30 protein-coding genes and 1 pseudogene are annotated in these 24987 nt (G+C 68.1%); 8 read left to right on the forward strand and 23 right to left on the reverse strand.

Features of this window, described 5'->3' with window-relative positions:
• The 5 genes and pseudogenes from AX692_RS05755 to AX692_RS05775 all read right to left on the reverse strand — a co-directional run.
• A pseudogene (locus AX692_RS05755) lies at positions 1 to 699 on the reverse strand (metalloendopeptidase); the annotation flags it as partial.
• A 7-nt stretch (positions 700 to 706) separates the two neighbouring features.
• Complete coding sequence (locus AX692_RS05760) at positions 707 to 1129, reverse strand: 23S rRNA (pseudouridine(1915)-N(3))-methyltransferase RlmH (RefSeq protein ID WP_073973170.1); 423 nt, start codon at positions 1127 to 1129, stop codon at positions 707 to 709.
• A gap of 140 nt (positions 1130 to 1269) precedes the next feature.
• Positions 1270 to 1719 carry a ribosome silencing factor gene (gene rsfS, locus AX692_RS05765; RefSeq protein ID WP_230959526.1) on the reverse strand — a complete coding sequence of 150 codons (450 nt, stop codon included), beginning with the start codon at positions 1717 to 1719 and terminating at the stop codon, positions 1270 to 1272.
• Positions 1720 to 1809: 90 nt separating this feature from the next.
• Positions 1810 to 2475, reverse strand: a complete 666-nt coding sequence (locus tag AX692_RS05770) for a nicotinate-nucleotide adenylyltransferase (RefSeq protein ID WP_073973171.1) — start codon at positions 2473 to 2475, stop codon at positions 1810 to 1812.
• Between the two features lie 5 nt (positions 2476 to 2480).
• Complete coding sequence (locus AX692_RS05775) at positions 2481 to 3770, reverse strand: glutamate-5-semialdehyde dehydrogenase (RefSeq protein WP_073973172.1); 1290 nt, start codon at positions 3768 to 3770, stop codon at positions 2481 to 2483.
• A gap of 245 nt (positions 3771 to 4015) precedes the next feature.
• On the opposite strand from AX692_RS05775, the gene AX692_RS05780 reads away from it, so the two are divergent.
• Positions 4016 to 5197, forward strand: coding sequence for a M23 family metallopeptidase (locus AX692_RS05780; protein ID WP_330997297.1), 1182 nt, complete (start codon positions 4016 to 4018; stop codon positions 5195 to 5197).
• 10 nt (positions 5198 to 5207) lie between these two features.
• Positions 5208 to 5585 carry a polymer-forming cytoskeletal protein gene (locus tag AX692_RS05785; protein WP_081095163.1) on the forward strand — a complete coding sequence of 126 codons (378 nt, stop codon included), beginning with the start codon at positions 5208 to 5210 and terminating at the stop codon, positions 5583 to 5585.
• A 276-nt stretch (positions 5586 to 5861) separates the two neighbouring features.
• Here the strand turns inward: AX692_RS05785 and AX692_RS05790 are convergent, their stop codons facing one another.
• From AX692_RS05790 to coxB, 18 genes are all read right to left on the reverse strand, one after another.
• Positions 5862 to 7535, reverse strand: a complete 1674-nt coding sequence (locus AX692_RS05790) for an AMP-binding protein (RefSeq protein ID WP_073973174.1) — start codon at positions 7533 to 7535, stop codon at positions 5862 to 5864.
• Positions 7536 to 7731: 196 nt separating this feature from the next.
• Positions 7732 to 8469 (reverse strand): DUF1013 domain-containing protein, encoded by a 738-nt coding sequence (locus AX692_RS05795; protein ID WP_073973175.1) that lies wholly within the window; start codon positions 8467 to 8469, stop codon positions 7732 to 7734.
• Between the two features lie 305 nt (positions 8470 to 8774).
• Positions 8775 to 9209: a hypothetical protein gene (locus AX692_RS05800; RefSeq protein WP_073975462.1), complete on the reverse strand. Its 435-nt coding sequence runs from the start codon at positions 9207 to 9209 to the stop codon at positions 8775 to 8777.
• A 71-nt stretch (positions 9210 to 9280) separates the two neighbouring features.
• Positions 9281 to 9727: a molybdenum cofactor biosynthesis protein MoaE gene (locus AX692_RS05805; RefSeq protein ID WP_073975463.1), complete on the reverse strand. Its 447-nt coding sequence runs from the start codon at positions 9725 to 9727 to the stop codon at positions 9281 to 9283.
• The gene (locus tag AX692_RS05810; protein WP_073975464.1) at positions 9727 to 9978 is read right to left on the reverse strand and encodes a MoaD/ThiS family protein; all 252 of its coding nucleotides are present in this window, start codon (positions 9976 to 9978) and stop codon (positions 9727 to 9729) included. The genes AX692_RS05805 and AX692_RS05810 overlap by 1 nt, the downstream gene beginning before the upstream one ends.
• Before the next feature lie 4 nt (positions 9979 to 9982).
• Entirely contained in the window at positions 9983 to 11041 is a 1059-nt protein-coding gene (gene moaA, locus AX692_RS05815) for a GTP 3',8-cyclase MoaA (RefSeq protein WP_081095164.1), read from the reverse strand.
• Positions 11034 to 11351, reverse strand: a complete 318-nt coding sequence (locus AX692_RS05820; protein WP_073975465.1) for a Rossmann fold domain-containing protein — start codon at positions 11349 to 11351, stop codon at positions 11034 to 11036. Before AX692_RS05820 ends, moaA begins: the two co-directional genes overlap by 8 nt.
• Positions 11352 to 11355: 4 nt before the next feature.
• Positions 11356 to 11742 carry a dihydroneopterin aldolase gene (locus AX692_RS05825; RefSeq protein ID WP_073975466.1) on the reverse strand — a complete coding sequence of 129 codons (387 nt, stop codon included), beginning with the start codon at positions 11740 to 11742 and terminating at the stop codon, positions 11356 to 11358.
• A 9-nt stretch (positions 11743 to 11751) separates the two neighbouring features.
• Complete coding sequence (locus AX692_RS05830; RefSeq protein WP_073975467.1) at positions 11752 to 12693, reverse strand: RsmD family RNA methyltransferase; 942 nt, start codon at positions 12691 to 12693, stop codon at positions 11752 to 11754.
• Positions 12693 to 14102: a threonine synthase gene (gene thrC / locus AX692_RS05835; RefSeq protein ID WP_073975468.1), complete on the reverse strand. Its 1410-nt coding sequence runs from the start codon at positions 14100 to 14102 to the stop codon at positions 12693 to 12695. Before thrC ends, AX692_RS05830 begins: the two co-directional genes overlap by 1 nt.
• A gap of 12 nt (positions 14103 to 14114) precedes the next feature.
• Positions 14115 to 14828: an SURF1 family cytochrome oxidase biogenesis protein gene (locus tag AX692_RS05840; RefSeq protein ID WP_073975469.1), complete on the reverse strand. Its 714-nt coding sequence runs from the start codon at positions 14826 to 14828 to the stop codon at positions 14115 to 14117.
• Positions 14825 to 15202, reverse strand: coding sequence for a DUF983 domain-containing protein (locus tag AX692_RS05845; RefSeq protein ID WP_155644796.1), 378 nt, complete (start codon positions 15200 to 15202; stop codon positions 14825 to 14827). Before AX692_RS05845 ends, AX692_RS05840 begins: the two co-directional genes overlap by 4 nt.
• On the reverse strand, positions 15202 to 16071 hold the full coding sequence (locus tag AX692_RS05850; RefSeq protein ID WP_073975471.1) for a cytochrome c oxidase subunit 3: 870 nt from the start codon (positions 16069 to 16071) through the stop codon (positions 15202 to 15204). Before AX692_RS05850 ends, AX692_RS05845 begins: the two co-directional genes overlap by 1 nt.
• A 31-nt stretch (positions 16072 to 16102) precedes the next feature.
• A complete protein-coding gene (locus tag AX692_RS05855; RefSeq protein ID WP_073975472.1) occupies positions 16103 to 16702 on the reverse strand; it encodes a cytochrome c oxidase assembly protein in 600 nt (199 codons plus the stop codon).
• Positions 16702 to 16833, reverse strand: a complete 132-nt coding sequence (locus AX692_RS20665; RefSeq protein ID WP_269135577.1) for a hypothetical protein — start codon at positions 16831 to 16833, stop codon at positions 16702 to 16704. The genes AX692_RS05855 and AX692_RS20665 overlap by 1 nt, the downstream gene beginning before the upstream one ends.
• Complete coding sequence (locus AX692_RS05860; protein ID WP_073975473.1) at positions 16830 to 17756, reverse strand: heme o synthase; 927 nt, start codon at positions 17754 to 17756, stop codon at positions 16830 to 16832. Before AX692_RS05860 ends, AX692_RS20665 begins: the two co-directional genes overlap by 4 nt.
• Positions 17757 to 17850: 94 nt before the next feature.
• Positions 17851 to 19575, reverse strand: a complete 1725-nt coding sequence (gene ctaD / locus AX692_RS05865; RefSeq protein ID WP_073975474.1) for a cytochrome c oxidase subunit I — start codon at positions 19573 to 19575, stop codon at positions 17851 to 17853.
• Positions 19576 to 19595: 20 nt separating this feature from the next.
• A complete protein-coding gene (gene coxB / locus AX692_RS05870) occupies positions 19596 to 20666 on the reverse strand; it encodes a cytochrome c oxidase subunit II (protein ID WP_073975475.1) in 1071 nt (356 codons plus the stop codon).
• A 246-nt stretch (positions 20667 to 20912) separates the two neighbouring features.
• Between coxB and pyrE the strand changes: the two genes are divergently transcribed.
• The 6 genes from pyrE to AX692_RS05900 form a co-directional block, all read left to right on the forward strand.
• Positions 20913 to 21494 carry an orotate phosphoribosyltransferase gene (pyrE, locus tag AX692_RS05875; RefSeq protein ID WP_073975476.1) on the forward strand — a complete coding sequence of 194 codons (582 nt, stop codon included), beginning with the start codon at positions 20913 to 20915 and terminating at the stop codon, positions 21492 to 21494.
• A complete protein-coding gene (locus AX692_RS05880) occupies positions 21491 to 22243 on the forward strand; it encodes a pyridoxine 5'-phosphate synthase (RefSeq protein ID WP_073975477.1) in 753 nt (250 codons plus the stop codon). Before pyrE ends, AX692_RS05880 begins: the two co-directional genes overlap by 4 nt.
• 1 nt (position 22244) lies before the next feature.
• Positions 22245 to 22529 (forward strand): pyridoxal phosphate biosynthetic protein, encoded by a 285-nt coding sequence (locus AX692_RS05885; protein WP_073975478.1) that lies wholly within the window; start codon positions 22245 to 22247, stop codon positions 22527 to 22529.
• Positions 22526 to 22930: a holo-ACP synthase gene (gene acpS / locus AX692_RS05890; protein WP_073975479.1), complete on the forward strand. Its 405-nt coding sequence runs from the start codon at positions 22526 to 22528 to the stop codon at positions 22928 to 22930. Before AX692_RS05885 ends, acpS begins: the two co-directional genes overlap by 4 nt.
• A 12-nt stretch (positions 22931 to 22942) precedes the next feature.
• Positions 22943 to 23830, forward strand: coding sequence for a signal peptidase I (gene lepB, locus AX692_RS05895; protein ID WP_073975480.1), 888 nt, complete (start codon positions 22943 to 22945; stop codon positions 23828 to 23830).
• Between the two features lie 21 nt (positions 23831 to 23851).
• A partial coding sequence (locus AX692_RS05900) for a DUF3089 domain-containing protein (RefSeq protein ID WP_073977418.1) occupies positions 23852 to 24987 on the forward strand: 1136 nt, incomplete at its 3' end.

Below are 24987 nucleotides of genomic sequence, written 5' to 3' on the forward strand. Positions count from 1 at the left end.
GGCCAGCGCCAGCGCGCGCTCGGCCTCGCGCAGCGCCGCGGCCTTGGTGGTGCGCGAGGCGAGGCGCTGCTGCTGTTCGAGCGCGGCGAGCTGGGCGCGGCGCTGGAGAAGCGCGCTCTCGCCGCTGCGCGAGGCTGCAAGCGCCCGCGCGGCCTCGGCCTCGAGCGCGCGGCCGCGGTCGAGATCGCGGCGCAGGCTGGCGGTGCGGGCGCGGATCTGCGGCACGGCGCTCGCCATCACGGCGCGGACGTGGACGACGTCTTCCAACGATCCGGGTTGGAGCGCAGCGAGCGCCAGCGGGCGGCGCGTGGCGGTCTGGAGCGCGGCGGCAAGGCGCGCGGTGGGGGCCTGCCTGGCGGCGAGCCGCGCGGTGAGCTTGGCGCGCTGGTCCTTGGCGATGGCGAGGCGGGCGCGGGCGGCCTCGATCTCCGCCTCGGCCTGCTGGATGCGCGCGGCGAGTGCGGCGGCCTCGCTGGCGGTCTTCTGCGCGGCCTCGGTCGCGGCTGCGGCCTCGGCGGAGAGCTTTTGCGCGCGGGCGTCGGCCAGCTTGCCCTCCCGCGTGGCGCGGGCGAGCGCGGCTTCGGCCTCGGCGGGATCGACGAAGGCGGCCGGCGGGGCGGCGTCGCTCTCGGGCAGGGCAAGCCCCAACGCGGCACCGGTGCCGATCACGGCGAGGGCGGTGAGGATCAGGCGGCGCATGGCGCTCTCATGCCCGATGATAGGGATGGCCTGCAAGGATGGTGGTGGCGCGGTAGAGCTGCTCCATCAGCATCGCGCGGGCCATCATGTGCGGCCAGGTGGCCGGCCCGAAGGCGAGGAGGAGGTCGGCCGAGGCACGCTCGGCGTCCGAATGCCCGTCCGCCGCGCCGAGGAAGAAGCGGGTCTCGCGCACGCCTTCATCGCGCCACTTGCCGAGGAGGTGCGCGAAGCTTTCCGAGGACAAGGCCTTGCCGCGCTCGTCGAGCAGCACGGTGCGGTGGGGGGTGAGAGGGTCTGCGGCTTTCCCTGCGCCGGTATCGGGCCATTCGGTAAGCTTCACCGGCCAGGTCATGCGCTTGGCATAGCGCTCCACCAGCTCGCCCTCGGGCGACCGGCCGATTTTCCCGCGCGCGATGATGTGGAGGAGCAAAACGCCACCCTATGCTGTAGGCGCTGGTTCGGCCCGCAGGGCCGCGAGCGCACGCGCGCGAGCCGCAGGTGCTCTGCCGCGCAGCGGCAGAAACAGCACCGAGGACGTGCCCGCGGAGGCGGGCACGCAAACAAGGATTCCTAGTTCCGACCCATCATCGACGTTTCCGAACCTTCGAACGACCACATCCGCTCAAGGTTGTAGAAGCTGCGCACTTCGGGGCGGAACAGGTGGATCACCACGTCGCCCGCGTCGATCAGCACCCAGTCGGCGGCCGGCAGGCCTTCGACGCGGGCGTGGCCGTAGCCGGCCTGCTTGATCGCCTCGGCGAGCTTCTGCGCCATCGACGCCACCTGCCGGGTCGAGCGCCCGCTCGCGATCACCATGTGATCGGCGATCGAGCTCTTGCCTTCGAGCGGGATGGTGACGACGTCCTGCGCCTGGTCGTCGTCGAGCTGCGTCAGCACCAGCTGGTGCAGGGCGGCCGGGCCCACTTCAGACCCGCCCAGCGGCGCGGTGAGCGACTGGGCGAGCTTGGTGGCGACCTGCGTGGCCCCCAGCGGGAGCGATGCGACAATGGCCTCGTTCATCGGCAATCGGATATCTCCAGAGTGCGGGGCGATGGAAGCCGGCATGACGCAGACCGGCCGGGGAACACGCCGAAACGCGGATTGCGCGCTTCATGCGTCCTCCCATGACCGGATGCTGCGGAATGTCAGCCGATCGCGCACCGGTGCGTCTTTATCCTTGCCGAGCAACTGCTCGGCCCACCCGGCATGCGCACGGCGGATCGCCGTGGCCGAGCGGTGGTCAGGATCGAAACGCAATAACACCAGGGCTGGTGCGCTCCATTGCCCCCTTGTGCGAAAACCGGCTGCGGGCACGATATAGCGCCGGAGCCAGGCCATGGCGGGGCTCGTCATGGCGGCTGCATCATACCCCGGACGCGCGATGACCGCAATCGGCATTGTCCGCGCGATCCTCCGCCAGCCGCGCCACAAGTGGAACTGGGCGAGGTTGTCGGCCCCCATCAGCCACACGAAGCGCCGCTTGGGATAGCGCCGCACGAGCTTTCTCAGCGTGTCGACGGTGTAGCGCGTGTCGAGATCGAGCTCGATCGCCGAAGGCACGATCCGGGCGCGCCGCGCCTGCTTTTCCGCCGAGCGCAGGCGGGCCTTGAGCGAGCCCATGTCGTCCTGCGGTTTCAGGGGGTTGCCGGGAGAGACCAGCCACCAGGTCTCCTCCAGCCCGAGCGCCTCGGCAGCGAACAAGGTGATGCGCCGGTGCCCGCCATGCGCGGGGTTGAAGCTGCCGCCGAGCAGCCCGGTCAGTTGCGGGCGGGCCATCGGGATTACGGGCGGGTTTGCCCGCTCCCGCGCACCTGCCACTTGTAGGTGGTCAGCCCTTCCAGCGCGACCGGTCCGCGTGCGTGCAGCCGCCCGGTCGCGATCCCGATCTCCGCACCGAGCCCGAACTCGCCCCCGTCGGCGAATTGCGAGGAGGCGTTGTGAATCACGATCGCGCTGTCGACTTCGTTGAGGAAGCGCTCCGCGACCGCCTCGTCGGCGGTCACGATCGCGTCGGTATGATCGGAGGAGTGCCGCGCGATGTGGGCAAGGGCTTCGTCGAGCCCGTCGACCATCGCCACCGACAGGATCGCGTCGAGATATTCGGTGTCCCAATCCTCGGCGCTCGCCGGGATGACGCGCGGATCGAGCGCGGCGATGCGCGGATCGCCGCGCACCTCGCACCCGGCCGCGATCAGCGCGGCGACGAGCGGCGCGGGGGCGGGATAGGCGGCATCGATCAGCAGCGTTTCCATCGACCCGCAAATGCCGGTGCGCCGCAGCTTGGCGTTGAGGGCGATGGCCTCGGCCATGGCGGGGTCGGCGGCGGCGTGGACGTAGGTGTGGCAGATCCCGTCGAGATGGGCGAGCACCGGCACCCGCGCCTCGCCCTGCACCCGCTCCACCAGGCTCCTGCCGCCGCGCGGAACGATCATGTCGATAAGCCCGCTCGCTCGCAGCATCGCGCCGACGCAGGCACGGTCCTGCGAGGGGATGAGCTGCACCGCCGCGGCAGGCACGCCGCCCGCCACGAGGCCCTCCACCAGCGCGGCGTGGATCGCGCGGTTGGAATGCACCGCCTCGCTCCCCCCGCGCAGGATCGCCGCATTGCCCGCGCGGACGCACAGCGCGGCGGCATCGGCGGTGACGTTCGGGCGGCTTTCGTAGATGATCCCGATGGTGCCGATGGGCACGCGGATGCGCTGGAAATGGAGGCCGTTGGGCTGGGCGTAGGCATCGAACACCTCGCCCACCGGATCGGGCAGATCGGCGACCGCCGCGACCGCATCGGCGACACCCGCGAGCCGCGCCTTGTCGAGCATCAGCCGGTCGAGCATCGCGCCCGAAAGCCCGCGCGCCTTGCCCGCGGCGAGGTCCTCGGCATTGGCCGCCAGCACCTGCGGCGCGGCAGCCCGCAGCGCCTCGGCGGCGCGGCGCAGCGCGGCGGCGCGCGCTTCGCTCGGCAGCGCGGCCAGCTGGCGCTGCGCGGCGCGTGCCTCGCGTGCAAGCGCGCTCACCAGCGCGGCGGGATCGGCGGCCTCGGCAGACGGAAGGACGGCGGTCAACTTGGTCATATATCCGCCTCTAGCACCCTGCGCCCCGCCTGTCAGGCCCGCCCGCAAAGTGCCGATTCGCTGCCCGGGAAAGCGGGATTTGCGCAAGCCGTGCGACGAGCCGGCGGAACGTCCTGCAAACGATGATCGATTCGCCGCGAATCCGCATCGGCTCACCTAGGAGAGCAATATAGGATTCGACCATAGGAGGCCGCGCTGATAGCGCCGCAGCCCGGGCACAACAAAAACATTCCGGGGCCGCGATTTTGTCAATCAGAGATACCGCACATGCGTGGGGCGACCGGCTGCGGCAATGGTTCCCCGACCGCGAGTTCTTCATGCGCGCCGACGGACAGGTGCGCTTCATCAAGCTCTCCTCGCAGCTCCAGATGCGCGTTGCCGCGGGCGTCGTCGCGGTCGCCTTCCTGTGGCTGGTCGCGCTCGCCGTGATGGCCTGGGGCCAGTACCGCGCCGAGGCCGACCTTGCCTCCTTCGCCGACGAGAAGGCCCGGGTCGCCAAGGCGGGCGAGCGGATCAAGGAATATGGCGGCAATCTCGACAAGGTGGTCGATGACCTCAAGGAGCGTCAGGACTTCCTCGACGAGATGGCGCGCATGCTGCCCGAGGACATGGTCCGCGAAGGCGCGGCGAGCGGGACGATCACCGATTCGACCCGCGAGGCGGGCGAGACGGTCAGGAAGGTCAGCGCACTGATCCCGCAGGCCAAGGGCCTCGCCGAGATCGAGGCGCGGCAGCTCGCCTTTGCCGAGCGGCTCACCCGCTTCGCCGATGCCCGCGCGCGCCGTGCCGAAATGGCGATGCGCAAGCTCAATCTCGATCCCCGGCTCATGACCCGCGAGACGCAGCAGGCGATGGGCGGCCCCTTCGAGGCGCTGCTCGGCGGCAGCGAGGATATCGACCCGCGCTTCGAGCGGCTGGGCCTCAGCCTCGCGCGCATGGCGGTGCTCGAGCGCGCGCTCGACGGCATCCCGCAGGTGGTTCCCGCGAGCGTCGAGAGCATCACCTCGGGCTTCGGCTTCCGCCGCGATCCCTTCAACGGCAGCGCGGCGATGCATGCCGGGATCGACTTCAAGGGCCCGATGGGCTCGCCGGTGTTTGCCGCCGCCGATGGCCGCGTGACCTTCGTCGGGCAGAAGTCGGGCTATGGCAATGTCGTCGAGATCACCCACGGCAACGGAATGTTGACCCGTTACGCGCACCTTTCGCGCTTCGATGTCAAGGTGGGCCAGCAGGTCGCTGCGGGCACGACCATCGCCGGGCTCGGCTCGACCGGGCGCTCGACGGGGCCGCACCTGCACTTCGAAGTCCGCATCAATGACCGCGCGGTCAATCCGCGCCCGTTTCTGGAGGCCGCCCCCGATGTTCTCAAGGAAGTCCGCGCAGCCGGATCCGGTTCCCCTGCCCGCCGCCCCGTCGCGGTCCGCTAACAGGAGCAGCATGATGGCCTCTGGCTCGACCTTCTCGGTGATCGGCGCGGATGTGACCATCACCGGCAACATCTCGGCGACGGCCGACCTGCACATCGACGGCCGGATCGATGGCGACATCACCTGCGCCTCGCTGGTGCAGGGCGAGAAGAGCGCGATCGGCGGCGCGGTGGTGGCCGACAGCGCGCGGCTCGCCGGCAAGGTGACGGGTTCGATCACTGCCAAGGAGCTGGTGATCCTCAAGACCGCCCGGATCGAGGGCGATGTGCATTACGATGCGCTCACCATCGAACAGGGTGCCGAGGTCGACGGGCGGTTTGCCCCCAATGCGCGGCAGGCGGTCAAGGCCGTGCCGAGCGCCCCCGTGCAGATCGAAGCGGCGGAGTAGACCCGATTTCTCCCCTCCCCTTGGGTAGGGGCTGGGGGTGGGGGTTCGATATCAGCGGGCGTGGAGCACCCGTCTTCAACCCATTGGCGCGGCGCGCCAGCTTGGCTTTCCCGCGAGAGAGGGGGCCATAGAGCCTGCGCCCGTTCCTGTGCCAAGCCTGTGGCGGCGTAGCCATGCAGTAACGCGGTCATAGCCATGCAATGGCGAGGTTGTTGCGGCCGTTCGGCGCGCGGCGGCGATGTTTCACGTGAAACATTTGGCGAACCGCCGCGCCTGTCAGAGCACCTCGGCCCGCAGCGTCTTGCGATCCAGCTTGCCGATCATCGTCTTGGGCAGGCTTTCGCGCACCACCACCATGTCGACCCGCTCGTGCTTGCCGATCTTCGCGTTGAGCCAACCGGCCAGCTCCTCGCCGGTCGCGGTGGCGCCTTCGTTGAGGGTGACATAGGCGCGCGGCACCTCGCCGCGATATTCCTCGGGAACGCCGATCACCAGCGCCTCCTTTACCGCGGGATGTTCGAGGATCACGTCCTCGACCACGCTCGGGAACACCTTGAACCCGCCTACCGCGATCATGTCCTTGATGCGGTCGACGATCTCGAGGAATCCTTCCGCATCCACCCGCGCGACATCGCCGGTGCGCAGGTAGCGCTTGCCTTCGATGGTGACGAAGCAGTCGGCATCGGCTTCCGGGCGGTTCCAGTAGCCCCGCATCACCTGCGGGCCGTGCACCGCAAGCTCGCCGGGTTCGCCCTCGGGCGCGAGCTTCGTCGGGTCTTCCTTGTCGAGCAGGGCGATCCCTGTTCCCGGCACCAGCTGGCCGATGGTGCCGCGCTTGCGGGTGCCGTCATAGGGATTGGCCGAGACCACCCCCGCGCTCTCGGTGAGGCCGTACCCCTCGCAGATGCGCACCCCCGTCACCGCCTCGAATTTCTCGTGCACCGGCCCCGGCATCGGCGCGCCGCCCGAAATGCAGACCTTGAGGCTGGAGAGATCGGTCTTGGGCAGGTCCGGGTGATCGAGGATCGCCTGGAACATCGTCGGCACGCCCGGAAAGCCGGTGCAGCGGTAGCGCTGGATCGTCTCGAGCACCTGCTTGGTCTCGAACCGCGGCACCATCGCGATCGACGCGCCGGTCACCATCGCGTGGTTGAGCAGCGCGGTGTTGGCGAAGACATGGAAGAAGGGCAGCGCGCCCATGAACACCTCGGCCGTGGGGTTGCCGAAGGGATTGAGCGCGGCGACCTGCTGGGCGTTCACCGAGAGCTGGTCATGCCCCAGCATCGCCCCCTTGGGGCGCCCGGTGGTGCCGCCGGTATATTGGAGGAGGGCGAGATCTGCGGGGGTGACCTCGACTGGCGCCGGCGCGGTGCCGGGGGTCATCTCGCCCCAGCTCCTGATCGCCGCGCCATAGGCGACATCGGCAATCTGATCGCGCTTCAGCAGCTTGAGCGCGATCCCCTTGTACCACGGCAGCATGTCGGCAAGGCTGCCCACCACCAGCGTCTCGAGCGCAGAGCCCCCCAGCACCTTGCTGGCGGTCTTGTAGAGTTCGGGCACGTCGACCGTCACCAGCACCTTGGTGCCGCTGTCGCCCACCTGCCAGCTCAGCTCCTCGACCGAATAGAGCGGCGAGAAGTTCACCACCACCGCGCCCGCCATCATCGCGCCGTAATAGGCGGCAGCGTAGATCGGGACGTTGGGGAGGAACAGGCCGACCCGGTCGCCCTTGGCGATGCCCAGCGCCTGAAGCCCGGCAGCAAAGGCGCGGGCCTGCTTGTGGATCTGGGCGTAGCTGTAGGTGCGCCCGAGGAAATGCAGGAACGGCGCGTGCGGGTTCATCTGCACCGTCCGTTCGAGCAGCGCGGACAGGCTCGCCGGGGCGAAAGTCGTCGCGAGCGGGACGGGGTGATGATAGGCGGCCGGTGCGGGGGCGATACTGACAGTCATGTCAGTAATTCTGGCGCACAATGGCATGGCGCACAAGCGAAACTGCGGGAACTTCCTTGCGATACCGCAAAATGTCGTCACCCCGTGCTTGACACGGGGCTCGGCTTTCTTCGCGACATACGATGGCGCTGGAGGAAGAAGCCTGGCCCCGTGTCAAGCACGGGGTGACGTTCTATCGATGCTGAGGGCTAGCCTCTCAGATAAACCCGCTCTCGGGGTCGATCTTCTGCTCCTCGGCCTCGGCTTCGCGCTTGCGGGCGAGCCAGGCTTCGGCCTCGGCTTCCTGCGCGGCCTGGGCTGCGGCCTTGGTCTGGGCGTCGCGCTCGGCGCGCAGCTCCTCGATCAGCTTCTCGCGGTCGTTGCGCTCGGCCCTGACCGGAGCATCCGCGTCCTCGGTGATCCCGGCGCGCTTGGCGGCCTTGGCGACCATCGCGTCGAGCTCGCGCTGCGAGCACAGGCCGAGCGTCACCGGATCCTTGGGCTGGATGTTCTGGATGTTCCAGTGCGAACGGTCGCGGATCGCGCCGATGGTGTTGCGGGTGGTGCCGATCAGCTTGGAGATCTGCGCGTCCGACACCTCGGGGTGGTTGCGCAGGATCCAGGCGATGCCGTCGGGCTTGTCCTGGCGCTTCGAGACCGGGGTGTAGCGCGGGCCCTTGGTGCGGGTCACCTCGACCGGGGCCTTGTGCATCCTGAGCGAGTAGGCGGGATCGGCCTGCCCCTTCTCGATCTCGGCCTGGGTGAGTTCGCCCGAGTGCACGGGATCGCGCCCGGTGTACTTGCTGCCCGCGAGGTCATCGGCCATCGCCTGCACCTCGAGGATGTGAAGCCCGCAGAACTCGGCGATCTGCTCGAAGCTGAGCGCGGTGTTGTCCACCAGCCAGGTCGCGGTGGCATGCGGCATCAGCGGCTTGGGCTGATCCTTGGTCGCCATGGGGGAATCTCCGTTGAAAATGAAAGGGCCGCCCCTTTCGGAGCGGCCGCCTTGCGAGCGCAGATAAGCGAAACGCCGCCAAACGGCAAGGAAAAGGGAGAGTCTTTGTTTGACGGCCACCTTTGGTGGCGCAGACCTCCCGCCCCGCCTCCCCACCCGGCCACCAAGAATACCCTTACGGTATGGTGGCCGGGTGGGGAGGCGGGGCGGGGGGTCTGCGTCGCGCGTCAGCGCGACCGAAAGCACAAGGATTCGAGGCGGCGGGGGGAGAGAGGTGCCGCCGCCCCGAGGGGGGACTTGTCGGGTCAGCGCACCACCGCCGCGATCACCGCCACCGCGAGGCCCCAGACCACCAGCAGCACCGGCAGGATCAGCACCTGGATGCTCGCGTCCGTGGCGGCAAGCCGTCCGGTGTGGGTCTGGATGCCCTTGGCCTCGAACTCGCCGAGGGTCTGCGGCGCGGAGGTATTGCCGGCGAGGCGCGTCCACAGCGCGGGGACGCCGAAGCCGGCGACGATGAAGACGACGAAGATTGCCATCGGGATCGCCAGCACCGGACTGGCAAAGGCGCTGCCGACCACCAGCAGAAAGCCGAGATAGCCCGCCACGGTCGCGCCGTAGAGCGCGGTCGGGAGACCGAAATTGCGGTCGATCTCGACCTGGTGGCGGGGCGCGGCTTCGGGCGCTTCGACAACTCGCGCGTCGCCGCTGGCGATGAGATCGTGGACGATGTGGCTCATGGGGTGATCCTTTTCCGTTGTCGGAAAGGATTTATGCTGGGCCGCGCGCCCCTGCTTTGACGGGAATCAAATCACGCCTGCCAGCGGGCGAGATCGGCATGATCCTGTTCGCGCGGCTCGATCCAGTGCCATGCGCCGTCCCTCAGCTCGCGCTTCCAGAACCACGCGGCGCTCTTCAAGTGGTCCATGCAGAAATCGACCGCGTCGATCGCATCACGGCGGTGGAGCGCGGCGGCCGAGACGCAGACGATGGGCTCGCCCGGGCGCATCAGCCCGACCCGGTGGACCATGAGCAGGCCCATGAGGGTGAAGCGGGCGAAGGCGCGGTCGGCGAGCTGATGCATTCCGGGCAGCGTGAGCGGCTCGTAATGGGTGAGCTCCAGCGCCTCCACGCCCTGATCGCTGCGCACCTCGCCCACGAAGGTGCACACGCCCCCGAGGCCGGGGTTGGCATTGGTGAAGGGGCCGATCAGGGTGCCCGGGATGAACATCCGGTCGAGCAGGCGGATATCGCGCATCAGCCCCCCGACACCGGAGGGAGCAGCGCGATCTCGTCGCCCGCATTGGCCTGCAGCCTGGTCTTGTTCGGCAGCAGCGCGCCGTTGACCGCGATGCGGACCTTGGGATCCTCGAGCGCCTCGGCCAGCAGCGGCGGGAGCGCGGCCTTCAGGCCCTCCCAGTCGAGCTCCGCCATCAGCGGCAGCGGCAGTGCCAGCTTGGGGGCACCGGCAAGGTCAGCAAGCTTGCCGAGGGGAACGACGGTCGCCAAGCGCTCAGCCCCCCGTCATCGACATGTGCCGCGCCAGCGCCGGGGCCGCGCCGCGCCGGTCCATGCGGAAGTGGTGCTTCTCGGGCTTGATCCGCAGCGCCTCGTCGAGCGCGGCGGCGAGGGCCTCCTCGGGCGCGTCGGAGCGCAGCGCGGCGCGCAGGTCGACCCGCTCCCCGCCGCCGAGGCAGGGGTAGAGCTGGCCGGTAGCAGTGACGCGCAGCCGGTTGCACCCCGCGCAGAAGTTGCCGGTGTGCGGGGTGATGAAGCCCAATCTGCCGCCGGTCTCGGCGATGTCGACATAGCGCGAAGGCCCGCCGGTCCTGTGGTCGCTGTCGGTGAGCGTCCAGCGCTCCGCCAGCCGGGCGCGGACTGTGTCGAGCGGGAGATACTGGTCGAGCCGCTCCTCCTCGACATCGCCGAGCGGCATGACCTCGATCAGGGTGACGTCGTGGCCCTCGGCGTGGCCCCAGGCGATGAGGTCGGCGAGCTCGTCCTCGTTGACGCCCTTGAGCGCCACGGCGTTGAGCTTGACCTTGAGCCCTGCCGCCTTGGCCGCGGCGATGCCTTCGAGCACGGCGCCCAAGCTGTCGCGCCGCGTCAGCTCGGCGAACCTGGCGCGGTCGAGCGTGTCGAGCGAGACATTGACGCGCCTGACCCCCGCCTTGGCCAGCGCCTCGGCATGGCCCGCAAGCTGGGTGCCGTTGGTGGTGAGCGTCAGCTCTTCGAGGTCGTGGCCGATGCGGCGCCCGAGCGCGGTGAACAGGTCGATGATGTCGCGCCGCACCAGCGGCTCGCCCCCGGTGATGCGGATCTTGGTGACCCCGCGCGCGACGAAGCCGGTGGCGAGATCATACAGCTCCTCGAGGCTGAGCACCTCCTTCTTGGGCAGGAAGGTCATGCGCTCGGGCATGCAGTAGGAGCACCTGAGGTCGCAGCGGTCGGTGACCGAGAGGCGCAGATAGGTGATGCGGCGCATGAAGCCGTCGACCAGCGGACGCGAAGCTCCGCCGACGCGGATCAGATCAGGCTGGCGGGGCTCGGGATGCGACACGGGGTCAATCATGGCACACCAGATACTGCCCTGTCACCCCGGGCGCATCTGCCAAAAATCGCAAGACAGCATTGCGCGCCTCGCCGGAGCGGCCCGAGACAATATTCACACGCTTCGGTGCCGCCTCGCGCGCGAGATCGCGGGCGAGTGCGAGGCGCCAGTCGCGGTGATCGTGCGCGGCCGGCGGGAGAAGGATGGCGAGCGCGGTGGTCTGCGGGTCGGCGAGCAGCGCGCGCGCAGCTTCGAGGTGGAGCGCGATGACGGCGGTCTGCGCGTCGAGCGCAAGGTCTGGCAGCAGGCCGATCTCGAGCTGCCGCTGCACCCGCTCAGCCCCCGTGGGCCGCGCGGCGCTGGCGGTGGAGGGTGATGCCGATCTGCTCGTTCGCCTCGGCTATGGCGAGCTTGACGATCTTGACCGTCACCGCCTCGACCTTGGCATCGCCCACGAACAGCGTCTCGCAGATGTGATCGGCGACCGCCTCGATCAGCTTGAAGTGGACGCCCGCGGGCAGGCCTTCCGAGGCGGCGAACTTCAGGTCCATGTAGTTCTTGGACGCCTCGAGCGGCGTGTCGGGATGATACCGATCGGCCACGGCATAGCGCGCCGCGATCGAAATGCGCAGCGGCTGCGGCTTGCCGGTCTCCTCGGAATAGATGCCGGTCAGGACATCGACGACGAGATCGTTGACTTCGAGGGTAAGCGAATCACTCATGCCGGGCCCTTAGACGGGATTGCTCCACCGCGCGAAGATTGCCGTCGGAAGAAGACGGCCGCCTTCCTCGCGCACCGCGAGATCGCCGTGCTCGATTCTACCCGGCAGGTGCCCAAGCGCCTCTTCCAAGAGCCCGGCAATCGCGAGGCTGCTCATGCGCACGGCATAGACGGTGAGGAACAGGAAGCGGCTCTCGCTGTCGAGCAGGCGGGAGCAATCGGCGACGAGGCCGGGAAGGTGCTCCTCCAGCCGCCACACCTCGCCCTCGGGCCCGCGGCCGAATTTGGGGGGATCGAGGATGATCCCGTCATAGCGCCGCCCCCGCCGCACCTCGCGGGCGGTGAACTTGGCGGCATCGTCGGTCAGCCAGCGGATCGGGCGCTCCGCCATGCCGGAAGCGTGCGCATTCTCGCGCGCCTGGGCGACCGACTTCTTCGAGGCATCGACATGCGTGACCTTGCCGTGCCGCGACAGTGCCAGCGTGCCGAGGCCGGTGTAGCCGAACAGGTTGAGGGTTTCGAAAGCCGCACCTGCCCCTCCACCATCCTGCGGCCAAGGCCTTGAATGGTCCCCCTCCGCGTTCCGGGGAGGACGAAGCTGCTCCCGCATCCAGTCCCACACCGGGGCCATGTCGGGGAAGAATTGCAGGTGGCGGAAGGGGGTGGGGCGCGCGGTGAAGCGGATCTCGCTCCAGGCGAGCTCCCAGCCCTCGTCCGGGAGGCGCCCGGTGAACTGCCAGCGCCCCCCGCCGTCCTCGTCGGAGCCGGGGATGAACTCGCCGTCGGCATGCCAATCGGGAATTCGCGGCTGCCACAGCGCCTGCGGCTCGGGGCGGATGAAGGAATGGGGGCCGAAGCTCTCCCACTTGCGCCCCGCCCCGCTGTCGAGCAGGCGGTAGGAATCCCACCCCTCGCACACCATCACCAGCGGCTGCTGGACGAGGCGCGCCATCAGGCCTGCCCGGCGTGGCCGAGCACGTAGTCGCGGGTGGCGGCGTAATCGCCGGCGATCTCGACGACGCTTTCCTCGCGCCCGAACAGGTCGCCGACGCGCGCCGGGAGCGCCGGGCGCACGCCGACCGCACGCTCGACCGCATCGGGGAACTTGGCGGGGTGCGCGGTGGCGAGGGTGACGACCGGGACGCTGGCGGGCACAGTGCCGTTTTCGGCGAGCGCGCGCGCGGCGTGCAGGCCCACGCCGGTGTGCGGGTCGATCACCTGTCCGGCCGCGCGGTAGGCCCATTGCAGGGCGCGCGCGGTCTCGGTCTGGTCGGCGCGGGCGCTGGTGAACAGCGCCGAGGCCCCTTGTGCCTGCGCGTTGGTGAGCCGCATGGCCTTGGAGGCTTCAAAGGCGCGCATCTGCTCGGCCATTGCGGCGCCATCGCGCCCGCCGGCGTCGAACAGCAGCCGCTCGAAATTGGAGGAGACCTGGATGTCCATCGAGGGGGTGATGGTGGGGGTCACGCCTCCGGCAGAATAGTCCCCCGCCGACAGCGCTCGGTGGAGGATGTCGTTGATGTTGGTGGCGACGATCAGGCGTTCGATCGGCAGGCCCATCTTCGCCGCGACATAGCCTGCGAACACATCGCCGAAATTGCCGGTCGGCACCGAGTAGGCCACTGTCCGCTCGGGCGCGCCCAGCTGGAGCGCGCTGGCGAAGTAATAGACCACCTGCGCCATCAGCCGCGCCCAGTTGATCGAATTGACCGCGCCGAGGTTGAGCACGCCCGTCACGTCCCCATCGGTGAACATCCGCTTCACGTGGGCCTGCGCATCGTCGAAGCTGCCTTCGATGGCGAGGTTGTGGACATTGGGCGCGCGCACCGTGGTCATCTGGCGGCGCTGCACGTCGCTGACCCGGCCGCGCGGGTGGAGCATGAAGATCTCGACCCGCTCGAGCCCCGCGACCGCCTGGATCGCTGCCGAGCCGGTATCCCCGCTGGTCGCGCCGACAATGGTCAGCCGCTCGCCCCGGCGTTCGAGGAAGGTCTCGAACAAGCGGCCGAGCAGTTGCAGCGCCACGTCCTTGAAGGCGAGCGTGGGCCCGTGGAACAGCTCGAGCAGCCAATGCTGCGCGTCGAGCTGCACCAGCGGTGTGACGGCGGCGTGGCCGAATTCGCCATAGACCTTGTGGCAAATCGCGGCGAGTTCCTCGTCGGTCAGGCTGCCCGCGACGAAGGGCGCCATGATCCGCGCGGCAAGATCGGGATAGGCGAGGCCGCGAAGGGCGCGGATATCGTCGGCGGTGAAGCGCGGCCATTCGGCGGGCACATACAGCCCCCCGTCGCTGGCGAGGCCCGCCAACGTCACCCCTTCGAAATCGAGCGTCGGTGCGCTCCCGCGTGTCGAGACGTATTGCATGGGAACCAGCGCCTAGCCCCGGCGGCGGCGCAATGCCAGCGCGTAGATGCCGAGCGCCGTCAGCGCGAAGAAGAACCACTGCCCGGCATAGGCGAGGTGGTTATTGGGCAGGTCACCCGGATCGGGCTTGGCATTCGCCTCGAGCCCCGCGAGCGGCGGGTCGGCGACGATCCTGAAACCAAGTTCGCCGGTCGGGACAACGGTGCCCGCTACCCAGCCCCCGCTCCACGCCAACGGATCGGACGATTGCGACCAACCAAGAACTACATCGCCATATTGGATGAAGTCCTGCTGCACATCGGGCGCATCTTTGAGGTCGTCGAGCAGTTTGGCGACCTCGGCATCGGTCACGGTTTCCGCCTTACCCGAATGATGCGCGAACAATTCAAGGAACTCTTTGGCGGAAGCCTTAGACCTCGGCTCCGGCCCGCTGATCTGGCAGCGCACGACATGGATCCAGCCGCTCTGCCCCTTGGCGTTGCGACCAGCGACAACCGTGTGTTTGGCCGGATCGGCGCAGTACTCGATTGTCTTGGTGTAAGCCGCTTCTGGGGCGGAAGGCTCAATGAACTGAAACCCCCTTTGTGCCTGCGCCGCTTCATAACGCGCGATCAGCGCCTCCTTCTCCCCCTTGCGCTGGAGCTGCCAGATGCCGAGCCCCACCATAGTGAGCACGGCCGCGATCACCACGATGGTCGAGAAAATGGGCACGCGCCGGGCGGTCATGGCTGCTGGCTCTCCTCGTATTGGTGATAGACCCACATGGTCTTCCAGAACCGCAGGGCGAAGACGACGCTCCCCACCGTCACCGGCCCCCAGAACAAGAAGGTCGCCCACAGCGGCGGGCGCAGCCATTCGTCGGTGGTGAGCGCGGCGAGGATCAGCACCAGCGCCAGCAGCATGGTGAGGATGCCGACGAAGCGCCCGCCCCGCTCGAGGCTCAGGATGTCGAGCCCGCAGACGGAACACGTCTCCGCGAGCTGCGCCGGCCCCTCGAACAGCGTCCTCGCGCCGCAGCGGGGGCACAAACCGGAAAGGGCAGCCGAGACGAGTCCCGGCTGCCCCTTGTTTTCCTCAGGACCGGAAGGCCCCGCGGTCATCAGTGGTATTCGGCGCCCCAGCCGCCCCAGACGTAGATGGCGACGAACAGGAACAGCCACACCACGTCGACGAAGTGCCAGTACCACGCCGCCGCTTCGAAGCCGAAGTGCTGGCGCGGGGTGAAGTGGCCGAGATAGGCGCGGTAGAGGCACACGGCGAGGAAGATCGTCCCGATCAGCACGTGGAAGCCGTGGAACCCGGTCGCCATGTAGAAGGCCGAGGAATAGGTGTTCCCGCCGAAGCCGAAGGGCGCGGCCGAATATTCGTAGGCCTGGATCGCGCTGAACAGCACGCCGAGCGCCACCGTCGCCCACAGGCCCTGCTTGAGGCCATCGCGGTCGCCATGGATCAGCGCGTGGTGCGCCCAGGTCACCGTGGTGCCCGAGCACAGCAGGATCAGCGTGTTGAGCAGCGGCAGCGCGAAGGGATCGAGCACTTCCATGCCTTCGGGGATGAAGGCCGCAACCGCGCCCTCGGTGCCGAACAGGCTGGTGGTGGCGCCGGTGGCGTGGTCATATTCGAGCGCGGTCGGGAACAGCGCGAAATCGAAGAAGCTCCAGAACCAGCCGACGAAGAACATCACTTCGGACGCGATGAACAGGATCATCCCGTAGCGCAGGTGGAGCTGCACCACCGGGGTGTGATCGCCGCGCTGGGCTTCGATCACGATGTTGCGGAACCACATGAAGAAGGTCGCGATCAGCCCCGCAAGCCCGAGGCCGAGCACGATCTGCCCCGACTGCCCGAACAGGTCGGGGTGGAAGCTCAGCACCATGCCGCTGGTGAAGGTCAGCGCCGCGATCGAGCCGACGAGCGGCCAGATATCGGGTTCGAGGATGTGGTAATCGTGGTTTGCCTTGCCAGCCATGTGTAAGGTTCCCGTCCCTTGGTTCAGCGGATCAATTCGTGCTCCGGGGGGCCGCATCCTGCGGCGCCTCGGCGCGGTGGAAGGTATAGCTCAGCGTGATCTGCTCGACACCCTTCATGTTGGGGTCCTCGAGCATCGCCGGATCGACGAAGTAGAGCACGGGCATGGTCACTTCCTGCCCGGGTGCGAGCGTCTGCTCGGTGAAGCAGAAGCACTGGATCTTGTTGAAATACTTGCCGGCCTGCTCGGGCTCGACATTGAAAGTGGCGACCCCGGTGATGGTCTGCTCGGAGTCGTTGCGCGCGACATAGGTGGCGATATCGCGCTCGCCGATGGTGACGGTGTCGGTGGCCTGCGAGGGGTGGAAGGTCCAGGGCATGCCCATCGCGGCCGAGGCATCGAAGCGGATCGAGATTGTCTGGCCCGTCGCGGCTCGCGCGGCGGCGGCGGCCTCGCTCTCGGAGGCGACCATGGTCGTCCCGCCGAAGCCGGTGACCTGGCAGAACAGGCGGTAGAGCGGCACCGAGGCATAGCCGAGCCCGAGCATCGCCAGCGCCCCGGCAAAGGCGAGCGCGCCCGTGCGCAGGTTGCTGCGCGCGGGCGACGGCGTTGCGGGCGCAGCGCTCGCCATCAGCCCTGCCCTCCGATCCGCACCATCGTGATGGCGTAGAACAGCACCACGAAGAACAGGAGCGTCCCCGCGACGACCAGATTGCGCGCCTTCCGGCGGCGGAGGAATTCCTTCTCCTCTTCGGGGGTCATGCGATCCACCCCTGATAGGCCGCCACGCGGTCGGCCACGAGCGCGGCGAACAGCACGAAGAGGTAGACGATCGAGAACTTGAACAGGGTCTTTTCCGGCGTCATCGCGTCGGTCTCTGCGCGCATGCGGGTGAAGACCGGCATCGCGAGCGCGACGAACAGCGCAGAGAGCACCACCGCGACCGAGCCGTAGATCCAGCTCGTCCCGCCGATGGCCCAAGGGGCGATGGCGATCGGCGCGAGCAACAGGGTGTAGCCCATGATCTGGTTGCGGGTCGCGCGCTCGCCCGCGACAACGGGGAGCATGGGAATGCCGACCTTGGCGTAATCGGTCTGCACGAACAGCGCGAGCGCCCAGAAATGCGGCGGCGTCCAGAAGAAGATGATCGCGAACAGGAGGAGCGGCATCGCGGTGATGTCGCCCGTGACCGCCACCCAGCCGATCAGCGGCGGAAAGGCGCCTGCGCCGCCGCCGATGACGATGTTCTGCGGGGTGCGCGGCTTCAGCCACATGGTGTAGATCACGGCGTAGTAGATGATCGCGCCGAAGAGGAGCGATGCGGCAAGCCAGCCCACCGCAAGGCCCATCAGCACGATCGACACGCCCGACAGGAAGATCCCGAAATCGCGGGCATCCTCACGCCGCATCCGCCCGCCTGGAAGCGGACGGTTCATGGTGCGCTTCATGCCGGCGTCGATGTCGGCTTCCCACCACATGTTGAGCACCGCCGATCCGCCCGCGCCCATCGCGATGGCGAGGATCGCGGTGAAGGCGATCACGGGGTGGATGGAACCCGGCGCCGCCAGCATGCCGCAGATCGCGGTGAAGATCACCAGCGTCATCACCCGCGGCTTGGTGAGCGCGAGGAAATCGCGCCACTCGGCGGGCATCAGGCTGGCAGTCTGGGGTGCGGTGCTGGCCATTGTTCCAAGTGGTTCCATGCGAAGGAGCGCGAGGCCAAGGCCCGCGCTCCCCCTCGTTCATTGCGCTCCGGCGAGGGAGCCGATCACCCGCACCTTATGCGGTCGCGGGACGGTGATCGTGGTAGTCGTGCGCGTCGGTGATGACGGGCAGGGTCTCGAACTGGTGGTAGGGCGGCGGGCTCGGCAGGGTCCACTCGAGCGTCGTCGCGCCTTCGCCCCACGGGTTCGCCTCGGCCTTCTTCCCCGCGACCAGCGCGTAGAGGATGTTGACGAAGAAGAAGATCATCGACCCGGCCATGATCCAGTACCCGAGGGTGCTGATCTCGTGCCAGAAGGTGAAGGCCTCCGGGTAATCGGGGTAGCGGCGCGGCATGCCCTGCATCCCCAGGAAATGCTGCGGGAAGAAGATCACGTTCACGCCCACGAAGAACACCCAGAAGTGGAGGTGCGACAGGAGCTCGGAGTGCATCCGCCCGCTCATCTTCGGGAACCAGTAGTAGAACCCGGCGAACATCGAGAACACCGCACCCATCGACAGCACGTAGTGGAAGTGCGCGACGACGTAGTAGGTGTCGTGGAGGTTGTCGTCGATCCCGCCATTGGCGAGCACCACGCCGGTCACGCCGCCGACGGTGAACAGGAAGATGAAGCCCAGCGACCAGACCATCGGCGACTTGAAGTTGAGGCTGCCGCCCCACATCGTCGCGATCCAGCTGAAGATCTTCACGCCGGTCGGCACCGCGATCACCATGGTGGCGGCGGTGAAGTACATCTTGGTGTTCACGTCGAGGCCCACGGTGTACATGTGGTGCGCCCAGACGATGAAGCCGACCACGCCGATCGCGACCATCGCGTAGGCCATGCCGAGATAGCCGAACACCGGCTTCTTCGAGAAGGTGGCGACGATCTGCGAGATCATGCCGAAGCCCGGCAGGATCATGATGTAGACTTCCGGGTGGCCGAAGAACCAGAACAGGTGCTGGTAGAGCACCGGATCACCGCCGCCGGCCGGATTGAAGAAGGTCGTGCCGAAGTTGCGGTCGGTCAGCAGCATGGTGATGGCGGCCGCAAGGACGGGCAGCGCCAGCAGCAGCAGGAAGGCGGTGACCAGCACCGACCACACGAACAGCGGCATCTTGTGCAGGGTCATGCCCGGCGCGCGCATGTTGAAGATGGTGGTGATGAAGTTGGTCGCGCCCAGGATCGAGCCTGCGCCCGCAAGGTGCAGCGAGAAGATAGCGAAGTCGACCGCCGGGCCGACCGAGCCGCTGGTCGAGAGCGGGGCGTAGACCGTCCAGCCGGTCCCCGCACCCGGACCCGAGCCGCCGGGGACGAACAGCGAGAACAGCAGGCTGAAGAAGCCCGCAACGGTCAGCCAGAAGCTGACATTGTTCATGCGCGGGAAGGCCATGTCCGGCGCGCCGATCATCAGCGGCACGAACCAGTTGCCGAAGCCGCCGATCATCGCCGGCATCACCATGAAGAACACCATGATGAGGCCGTGGGCGGTGATGAACACGTTCCACATGTGGAGCGCGGTGTTGAGGTCGTTGCCCCCGCCCATGAACTGGGCCCACCACTGGAGATACTGGATGCCCGGCTCGGCGAGCTCGGCGCGCATGATGCCCGAGATGGCGCCGCCCACGATCCCCGCGATGATCGCGAAGATCAGGTACATCGTGCCGATGTCCTTGTGGTTGGTCGACATGAACCAGCGGGCGAAGAAGCCCGGCTTGTGGTCCGCGTGGTCATGCGCGCCGTGCGCGTGATCGTCGTGCCCAGTTCCGTGAGCGTCGAAGCCTTCTGCGGTGGTTGCCATGGTCAGCTGCTCTCTTCGCGTCAAATCTGTTGTCTTGTTGAACCGGCCTCGGCCGGGGCTGCCACGGCCTCGGCGGCGGGGCGCACGGCGGGGGCGGTCTCGGCCGCTTCCTCGCCCGGCATCGAACCGCCCTGCGCACGCACCCACGCGGCGAACTCGGCCGGCGGCAGCGCCTCGACGACGATCGGCATGTAGGCGTGGCGCGCGCCGCACAGCTCGAAGCACTGGCCGTAATAGACGCCCGGCTCTTCGATGGTCAGCATCCGCTCGTTGAGGCGCCCCGGAACCGCGTCCATCTTGAACCACAAGGACGGCACGCCGAAGGCGTGGATCACGTCCGAACCGGTGGTCTGGATGCGCAGCGGAACGCCTGCGGGAACGACCATGCGGTTATCGACCGCCAGCTGCCCGGGCTCGCCGCGCCGCACCGCCTCGCCCTCGTCGAGCATGTTCGAGACCACTTCGAAGCCGCCGTGATCGGGGTAGGTGTAGCCCCAGTACCACTGGTAGCCGGTCGCCTTGATGGTGACGGCATTGGCGGGCGGGCTCTCGTACTGGCGCGCCAGCAGGGTGATCGAGGGGACCGCGATGACCACGAGGATGATCACCGGAACGATCGTCCAGATCACCTCGATCAATGTGTTGTGGGTGGTTCTGGAGGCGACCGGATTGGCGCGGCGGTTGAAGCGCACCACCACGTAGAGCAAGAGGCCGAGCACCAGCAGGCTGATGAAGGTGATAACCGGCAGCAGGATCGCATCGTGCATCCACAGCGCATAATCGCCGCTCGCCGAATACTGGTCCTGAAAGGTCATGCTAGCGAGAGCATCGTCCTGGTAGGAGGTCGGCATGCCCTTGCCCTTGGTCGGGGCCATCGGGGTGTAGGATCCCTCACCCGCCGGGGCAGCAGCGGCTTCGGCGGGGGTCAGGTTGCCGGGCAGCGCCTCGGGCCCCGGCGCGGTCTGCGCGCCCTCGACGACGCCCGCCTCGGACGCGTTCGCTCCGGGCGCAATGGTGTCCTGCGCCGTGGCGGCGAGCGGCGCGAACGCCGCCAGCCCGGCAGCGAGTGCCGCCAGAATAGCCTTTTTCATACGGGTATGCCTCTGACCCATGAGAATGTGTCCAAGTGGTTCGAATCTGATCCCATGCCGCCCTTGCGCATATCCCCCTCGAGATCCGCGGCGGACGGCCTTTGGCCAGCCCTGAGGCCAGCTTCAACCCCGCCCTTAGCCGTGCTTGCCGAGGGCCTCAAGCGCTTCTAGGGAGAAATTTATGCACGGGCCCGTGCCGCGCGCGCAAGCTGGTGCCTTTCCCTAAGCTTTTCGAGGAGTTCGCATGTGAATCAGGAGCAAGTTCTGGCCGAGTTCCGCGCCTCCGGGGCGTTGCTGGAAGGCCATTTCAAGCTCTCCTCGGGGCGGCACAGCGGCCATTACCTGCAATGCGCGCGGGTGCTGATGAACCCGGCGCGCGCCGCGCGGATCGCCGAGGCCGTGGTCGCCGGCATCCCCGCCGAGGTGCGCGAGGCTGTCGACGTGGTGGTCTCCCCGGCGATGGGGGGCATCATCATCGGCCACGAGGTCGGCCGGGCGCTGGGCAAGGACGCGCTGTTCCTCGAGCGGCCCGAGGGCACCTTCCACCTGCGCCGCGGCTTCGCGTTGGCGAAAGGCGCCAAGGTGCTGATGGTCGAGGACGTCGTCACCACCGGCCTTTCCAGCCGCGAAGCCATCGCCGCGGTCGCGCGCGAGGGGGCTGAGGTGATCGCCGAATGCGCAATCATCGACCGTTCCTGCGGCTCGGTCGATCTCGGCGTGCCCTTCTACCCGCTGCTCGCCATCGATTTTCCCACCTATGACGAAAGCGACATCCCCGAGAGCCTGGCGGCCGTAGAGGTGACGAAGCCCGGTAGCCGGAAGGAATGACCCTGACCCACCCCCAACACCTTCGTCTCGGCGTCAACATCGACCATGTCGCCACCATCCGCAACGCGCGCGGGGGGGATCATCCCGATCCGGTGCGCGCGGCGGAGATCGTGGCAAGCGTGGGCGGCGACGGGATCACTGCGCACCTGCGCGAAGACCGCCGCCACATCCGCGACGAGGATCTGGCGCGCATTCAGGCGGCGACCAACCTGCCTTTGAACCTCGAAATGGCGGCGACCCGCGAGATGCTGGACATCGCCCTGCGCCACAAGCCCCACGCCGCCTGCATCGTCCCCGAAAAGCGCGAGGAGCGCACCACCGAAGGCGGGCTCGACGCGGCGGGCATGCACAACACGCTGGTTCCGATTGTCGAGGAACTGCGCAGCGCGGGCATCCGCGTCTCGCTGTTCATCGAAGCGGAGGAGCGGCAGCTGGACGCCGCATTGCGCCTCGGCGCGCCGGTGGTCGAATTCCACACCGGCGAATATGCCCACGCCTTCCTCGATAACGACGCCGAGCGCGTGACCCGCGAGCTGCGCCGCATCACCGACATGGCCGCGCTCGCCGCCAAGAACGGGATCGAGCCGCACGCGGGCCACGGCCTCACCTTCGACAACGTGCAACCCATCGCCGCCATCCCCCAGATCGCCGAACTCAACATCGGGCACTACCTGATCGGCGAGGCGGTTTTCGTCGGCCTCGAGAACGCCATCCGCCGGATGCGCGAGCTGATGGACGAGGCACGCTAAGGTGCCCGAACCCGATCTCCCTGCCCTCACTAGCGAACAGAAGCGCTGGGCCTTCGGCGCGGCGGCGCTGTTCCTCGTCGCTATCGGCTTTCTTGGTTTCGCACTGAGCCAGAGGGTGATGATGGTTTTCGCGGTCGGCTGGGTCGCGCTGATGATCTTCGGCTTCGTCGGCGCGATCCGCATCGCCAAGGGCGACTTCGCCCACCCGCTGTTCAAGGCGCAGGTCATGCTCCACGTGGTCGCCCTCGGCCTGTTGGTGGCGGTGGTGATCAGGGCGTTCAAATGATCATCGGCATGGGCTCCGACCTCTGCAACATCGAGCGGATCGCGAACTCGCTCGCGCGTTATGGCGAGCGGTTCGAGAACCGCGTCTTCACCCCCATCGAGATCGCCAAGGCCCGCCGCCGCCCCTTCACCATCGCGGGAACCTACGCCAAGCGCTTCGCCGCGAAGGAGGCGTTCAGCAAGGCCGTCGGCACCGGATTCCGGCGCGGCGTGTTCATGAAGGACATTGGTGTAGTGAATGCACCTTCGGGCGCGCCGACCCTCGCGCTCACCGGGGGCGCGGCTTTGCGGCTTGAAGAAATGACGCCGCACGGGCATGAGGCGCGCATTCACCTCACCCTTACCGACGATCACCCCTGGGCACAGGCCTTCGTGATCATCGAAGCCATCCCCTTGCCCTAGGCCCCTCTCCCCATGGCGACTATCGAAAGCCCGCAAGTGACCGACAGCGAAATCCCGGAAAAGATCAACTGGTTCGCCGAGATCCGCGGCCTTGCGCTGATGCTGCTCGCGGTGCTGGCGTTCCACAGCCTCGTGGCGAAGCCCTTCTACATCCCCTCGACCTCGATGATGCCGAGCCTGTGGGTGGGCGACCGGCTGGTGGTGAGCAAGTATCCTTACGGCTGGTCCTGGGCCTCAGCGAGCTTCCACCTGCTCCCGCGCTCCAGCACCCGCATCTGGCCCGCCACCCCCGAATATGGCGACATCGTCATCCCCGTCCACCCCGAGCGTGACGAGGACTACATCAAGCGCGTCGTCGCGCTGCCGGGCGACACCATCGAGGTGCGCGGCGGGCAGATCATCCTCAACGGCACGCCGGTGAAGCGCGAGGTCGTGCCCGAGGTCATCCTGCCCTTCGAGCCCGAATTGATGTGCCAGGACGACAATGGCCTGCACCCCTGCCTCGACAATTTCGAGGAGTTCCGCCGCACCGGCCCTGACGGCAAGGACTACTTCGCCCCGCCGACCTGGCGCGAGACCTTCCCCAACGGCGCGACCTTCCTGACGATCGATTTCATCAACCAGGATCTCGACAATTTCGGGCCCTACAAGGTGCCCGCGGACTCGGTGTTCGTGATGGGCGACAACCGCGACCTTTCCGCCGACAGCCGCGCGCCGCTGCCGCGCGGTCTGGGCGGCGCGGTGCCGCTCGCCAATATCGGCGGGCGCGCGGAGTTCATCACCTTCAGCCTCGACGGCTCGACCACCTGGAACCCGGCGAGCTGGTGGACCAGCCTGCGCGGCGACCGGGCGTGGACCACCCTGCGGCCCGCGATCGCCGAAGGCCAGGCGGCCAAGTGAGCTGAAGGCGTTGCGCTGACCATGGCCCGCAAGTTCCTCTATTTCTTTGCCTTCTGCATCATTCTGGTGATCGTCGGCGCCTTCCTGCTCGCGCGCTTCCCGGCCGAGCTGACGCGGCTCGCGATGGTGCCCACCGCGGCCTTCACCCCGGTCAAGCCGCTCGATGCCAATGCCTATGAAGATCCGGCGCTGTGGTATTCGCGCCCCGGCATCGGGGTGAGCGATCCGGCCCGCTGGCAGCCCGCCTATGCCGCCGCCGCCGCGGCGCCCACGGCCCCGCCCAAGCCTGCGCGCGCCTTCGCGGTCTTCTTCGTCCACCCCACCAGCTACGTGAACCGTTCGAGCTGGAACGCCCCGCTGGAAAACGGCGGCGATCCCGAGGCCGAGCGCATCGCCCGCATCTACCTGCGCGGCATGGCGAGCCCCTTCAACGCCGCCTCCGAGATCTGGGCCCCGCGTTACCGGCAGGCGACCTTCGGCGCCTTCCTCACCGACGCGCCCGAGGGCAAGCAGGCGGTGGACGCCGCCTATGCCGACGTGCGCGAGGCCTTCCGCTTCTTCCTCTCCAGCGTCGACCCCGAGACCCCGATCGTGCTCGCGGGCCACTCGCAAGGGTCGCTGCACCTGAAGCGCCTGATCGCCGAGGAGGTGAAGGGCACGCCGCTCGCCGCGCGGCTGGTGGCGGCCTATGTGATCGGCTGGCCGGTCTCGCCGCTGCATGACCTGCCCGTGATGGGTATCCCCGCGTGCACCGCAGCCGACCAGACGGCCTGCGTCCTCAGCTGGTCGAGCTTTGCCGAGCCTGCCGATCCCGCGCTGGTGCTCGAGGCCTATGCGGGCAGCCCGGCCCTCGATGGCAAGCTGCCGGGAAGCGAGCCGATGCTCTGCACCAACCCGCTCACCGGCCTTACCGGCGGGGCGGCGCCCGCGAGCGCCAATCTGGGCACGCTGGTGCCCGAGGATTCGATGGAGAACGGCACGCTCCAGCCCGGCCTCGTCCCGGCAACCTGCGACAAGCGCGGCCTCCTGCTGATCGGCCCGGCGCCGGAGATGGGCAGCTATGTGCTGCCGGGCAACAATTACCACGTCTACGACCTGCCGCTGTTCTGGGCGAACACCAAGGCGGACGTGGCGCGGCGGGTGGACGCGTGGAAACC

This window comes from Erythrobacter donghaensis, assembly GCF_001557325.1.
GTDB classification, from domain to species: Bacteria; Pseudomonadota; Alphaproteobacteria; order Sphingomonadales; family Sphingomonadaceae; genus Erythrobacter; species Erythrobacter donghaensis_B.

Bases quoted from the DNA above. Each gene is read 5' to 3' on its own strand.
- rsfS (WP_230959526.1), bottom strand. From the start codon at position 1,719: ATGAACGAGGCCATTGTCGCATCGCTCCCGCTGGGGGCCACGCAGGTC.
- AX692_RS05770 (WP_073973171.1), bottom strand. From the start codon at position 2,475: ATGGCCCGCCCGCAACTGACCGGGCTGCTCGGCGGCAGCTTCAACCCC.
- AX692_RS05775 (WP_073973172.1), bottom strand. From the start codon at position 3,770: ATGACCAAGTTGACCGCCGTCCTTCCGTCTGCCGAGGCCGCCGATCCC.
- AX692_RS05785 (WP_081095163.1), top strand. From the start codon at position 5,208: ATGATGGCCTCTGGCTCGACCTTCTCGGTGATCGGCGCGGATGTGACC.
- AX692_RS05790 (WP_073973174.1), bottom strand. From the start codon at position 7,535: ATGACTGTCAGTATCGCCCCCGCACCGGCCGCCTATCATCACCCCGTC.
- AX692_RS05795 (WP_073973175.1), bottom strand. From the start codon at position 8,469: ATGGCGACCAAGGATCAGCCCAAGCCGCTGATGCCGCATGCCACCGCG.
- AX692_RS05800 (WP_073975462.1), bottom strand. From the start codon at position 9,209: ATGAGCCACATCGTCCACGATCTCATCGCCAGCGGCGACGCGCGAGTT.
- AX692_RS05805 (WP_073975463.1), bottom strand. From the start codon at position 9,727: ATGCGCGATATCCGCCTGCTCGACCGGATGTTCATCCCGGGCACCCTG.
- moaA (WP_081095164.1), bottom strand. From the start codon at position 11,041: ATGATTGACCCCGTGTCGCATCCCGAGCCCCGCCAGCCTGATCTGATC.
- AX692_RS05825 (WP_073975466.1), bottom strand. From the start codon at position 11,742: ATGAGTGATTCGCTTACCCTCGAAGTCAACGATCTCGTCGTCGATGTC.
- AX692_RS05830 (WP_073975467.1), bottom strand. From the start codon at position 12,693: ATGGCGCGCCTCGTCCAGCAGCCGCTGGTGATGGTGTGCGAGGGGTGG.
- thrC (WP_073975468.1), bottom strand. From the start codon at position 14,102: ATGCAATACGTCTCGACACGCGGGAGCGCACCGACGCTCGATTTCGAA.
- AX692_RS05840 (WP_073975469.1), bottom strand. From the start codon at position 14,828: ATGACCGCCCGGCGCGTGCCCATTTTCTCGACCATCGTGGTGATCGCG.
- AX692_RS05845 (WP_155644796.1), bottom strand. From the start codon at position 15,202: ATGACCGCGGGGCCTTCCGGTCCTGAGGAAAACAAGGGGCAGCCGGGA.
- AX692_RS05850 (WP_073975471.1), bottom strand. From the start codon at position 16,071: ATGGCTGGCAAGGCAAACCACGATTACCACATCCTCGAACCCGATATC.
- AX692_RS05855 (WP_073975472.1), bottom strand. From the start codon at position 16,702: ATGGCGAGCGCTGCGCCCGCAACGCCGTCGCCCGCGCGCAGCAACCTG.
- AX692_RS20665 (WP_269135577.1), bottom strand. From the start codon at position 16,833: ATGACCCCCGAAGAGGAGAAGGAATTCCTCCGCCGCCGGAAGGCGCGC.
- AX692_RS05860 (WP_073975473.1), bottom strand. From the start codon at position 17,756: ATGGCCAGCACCGCACCCCAGACTGCCAGCCTGATGCCCGCCGAGTGG.
- ctaD (WP_073975474.1), bottom strand. From the start codon at position 19,575: ATGGCAACCACCGCAGAAGGCTTCGACGCTCACGGAACTGGGCACGAC.
- coxB (WP_073975475.1), bottom strand. From the start codon at position 20,666: ATGAAAAAGGCTATTCTGGCGGCACTCGCTGCCGGGCTGGCGGCGTTC.
- AX692_RS05880 (WP_073975477.1), top strand. From the start codon at position 21,491: ATGACCCTGACCCACCCCCAACACCTTCGTCTCGGCGTCAACATCGAC.
- acpS (WP_073975479.1), top strand. From the start codon at position 22,526: ATGATCATCGGCATGGGCTCCGACCTCTGCAACATCGAGCGGATCGCG.
- lepB (WP_073975480.1), top strand. From the start codon at position 22,943: ATGGCGACTATCGAAAGCCCGCAAGTGACCGACAGCGAAATCCCGGAA.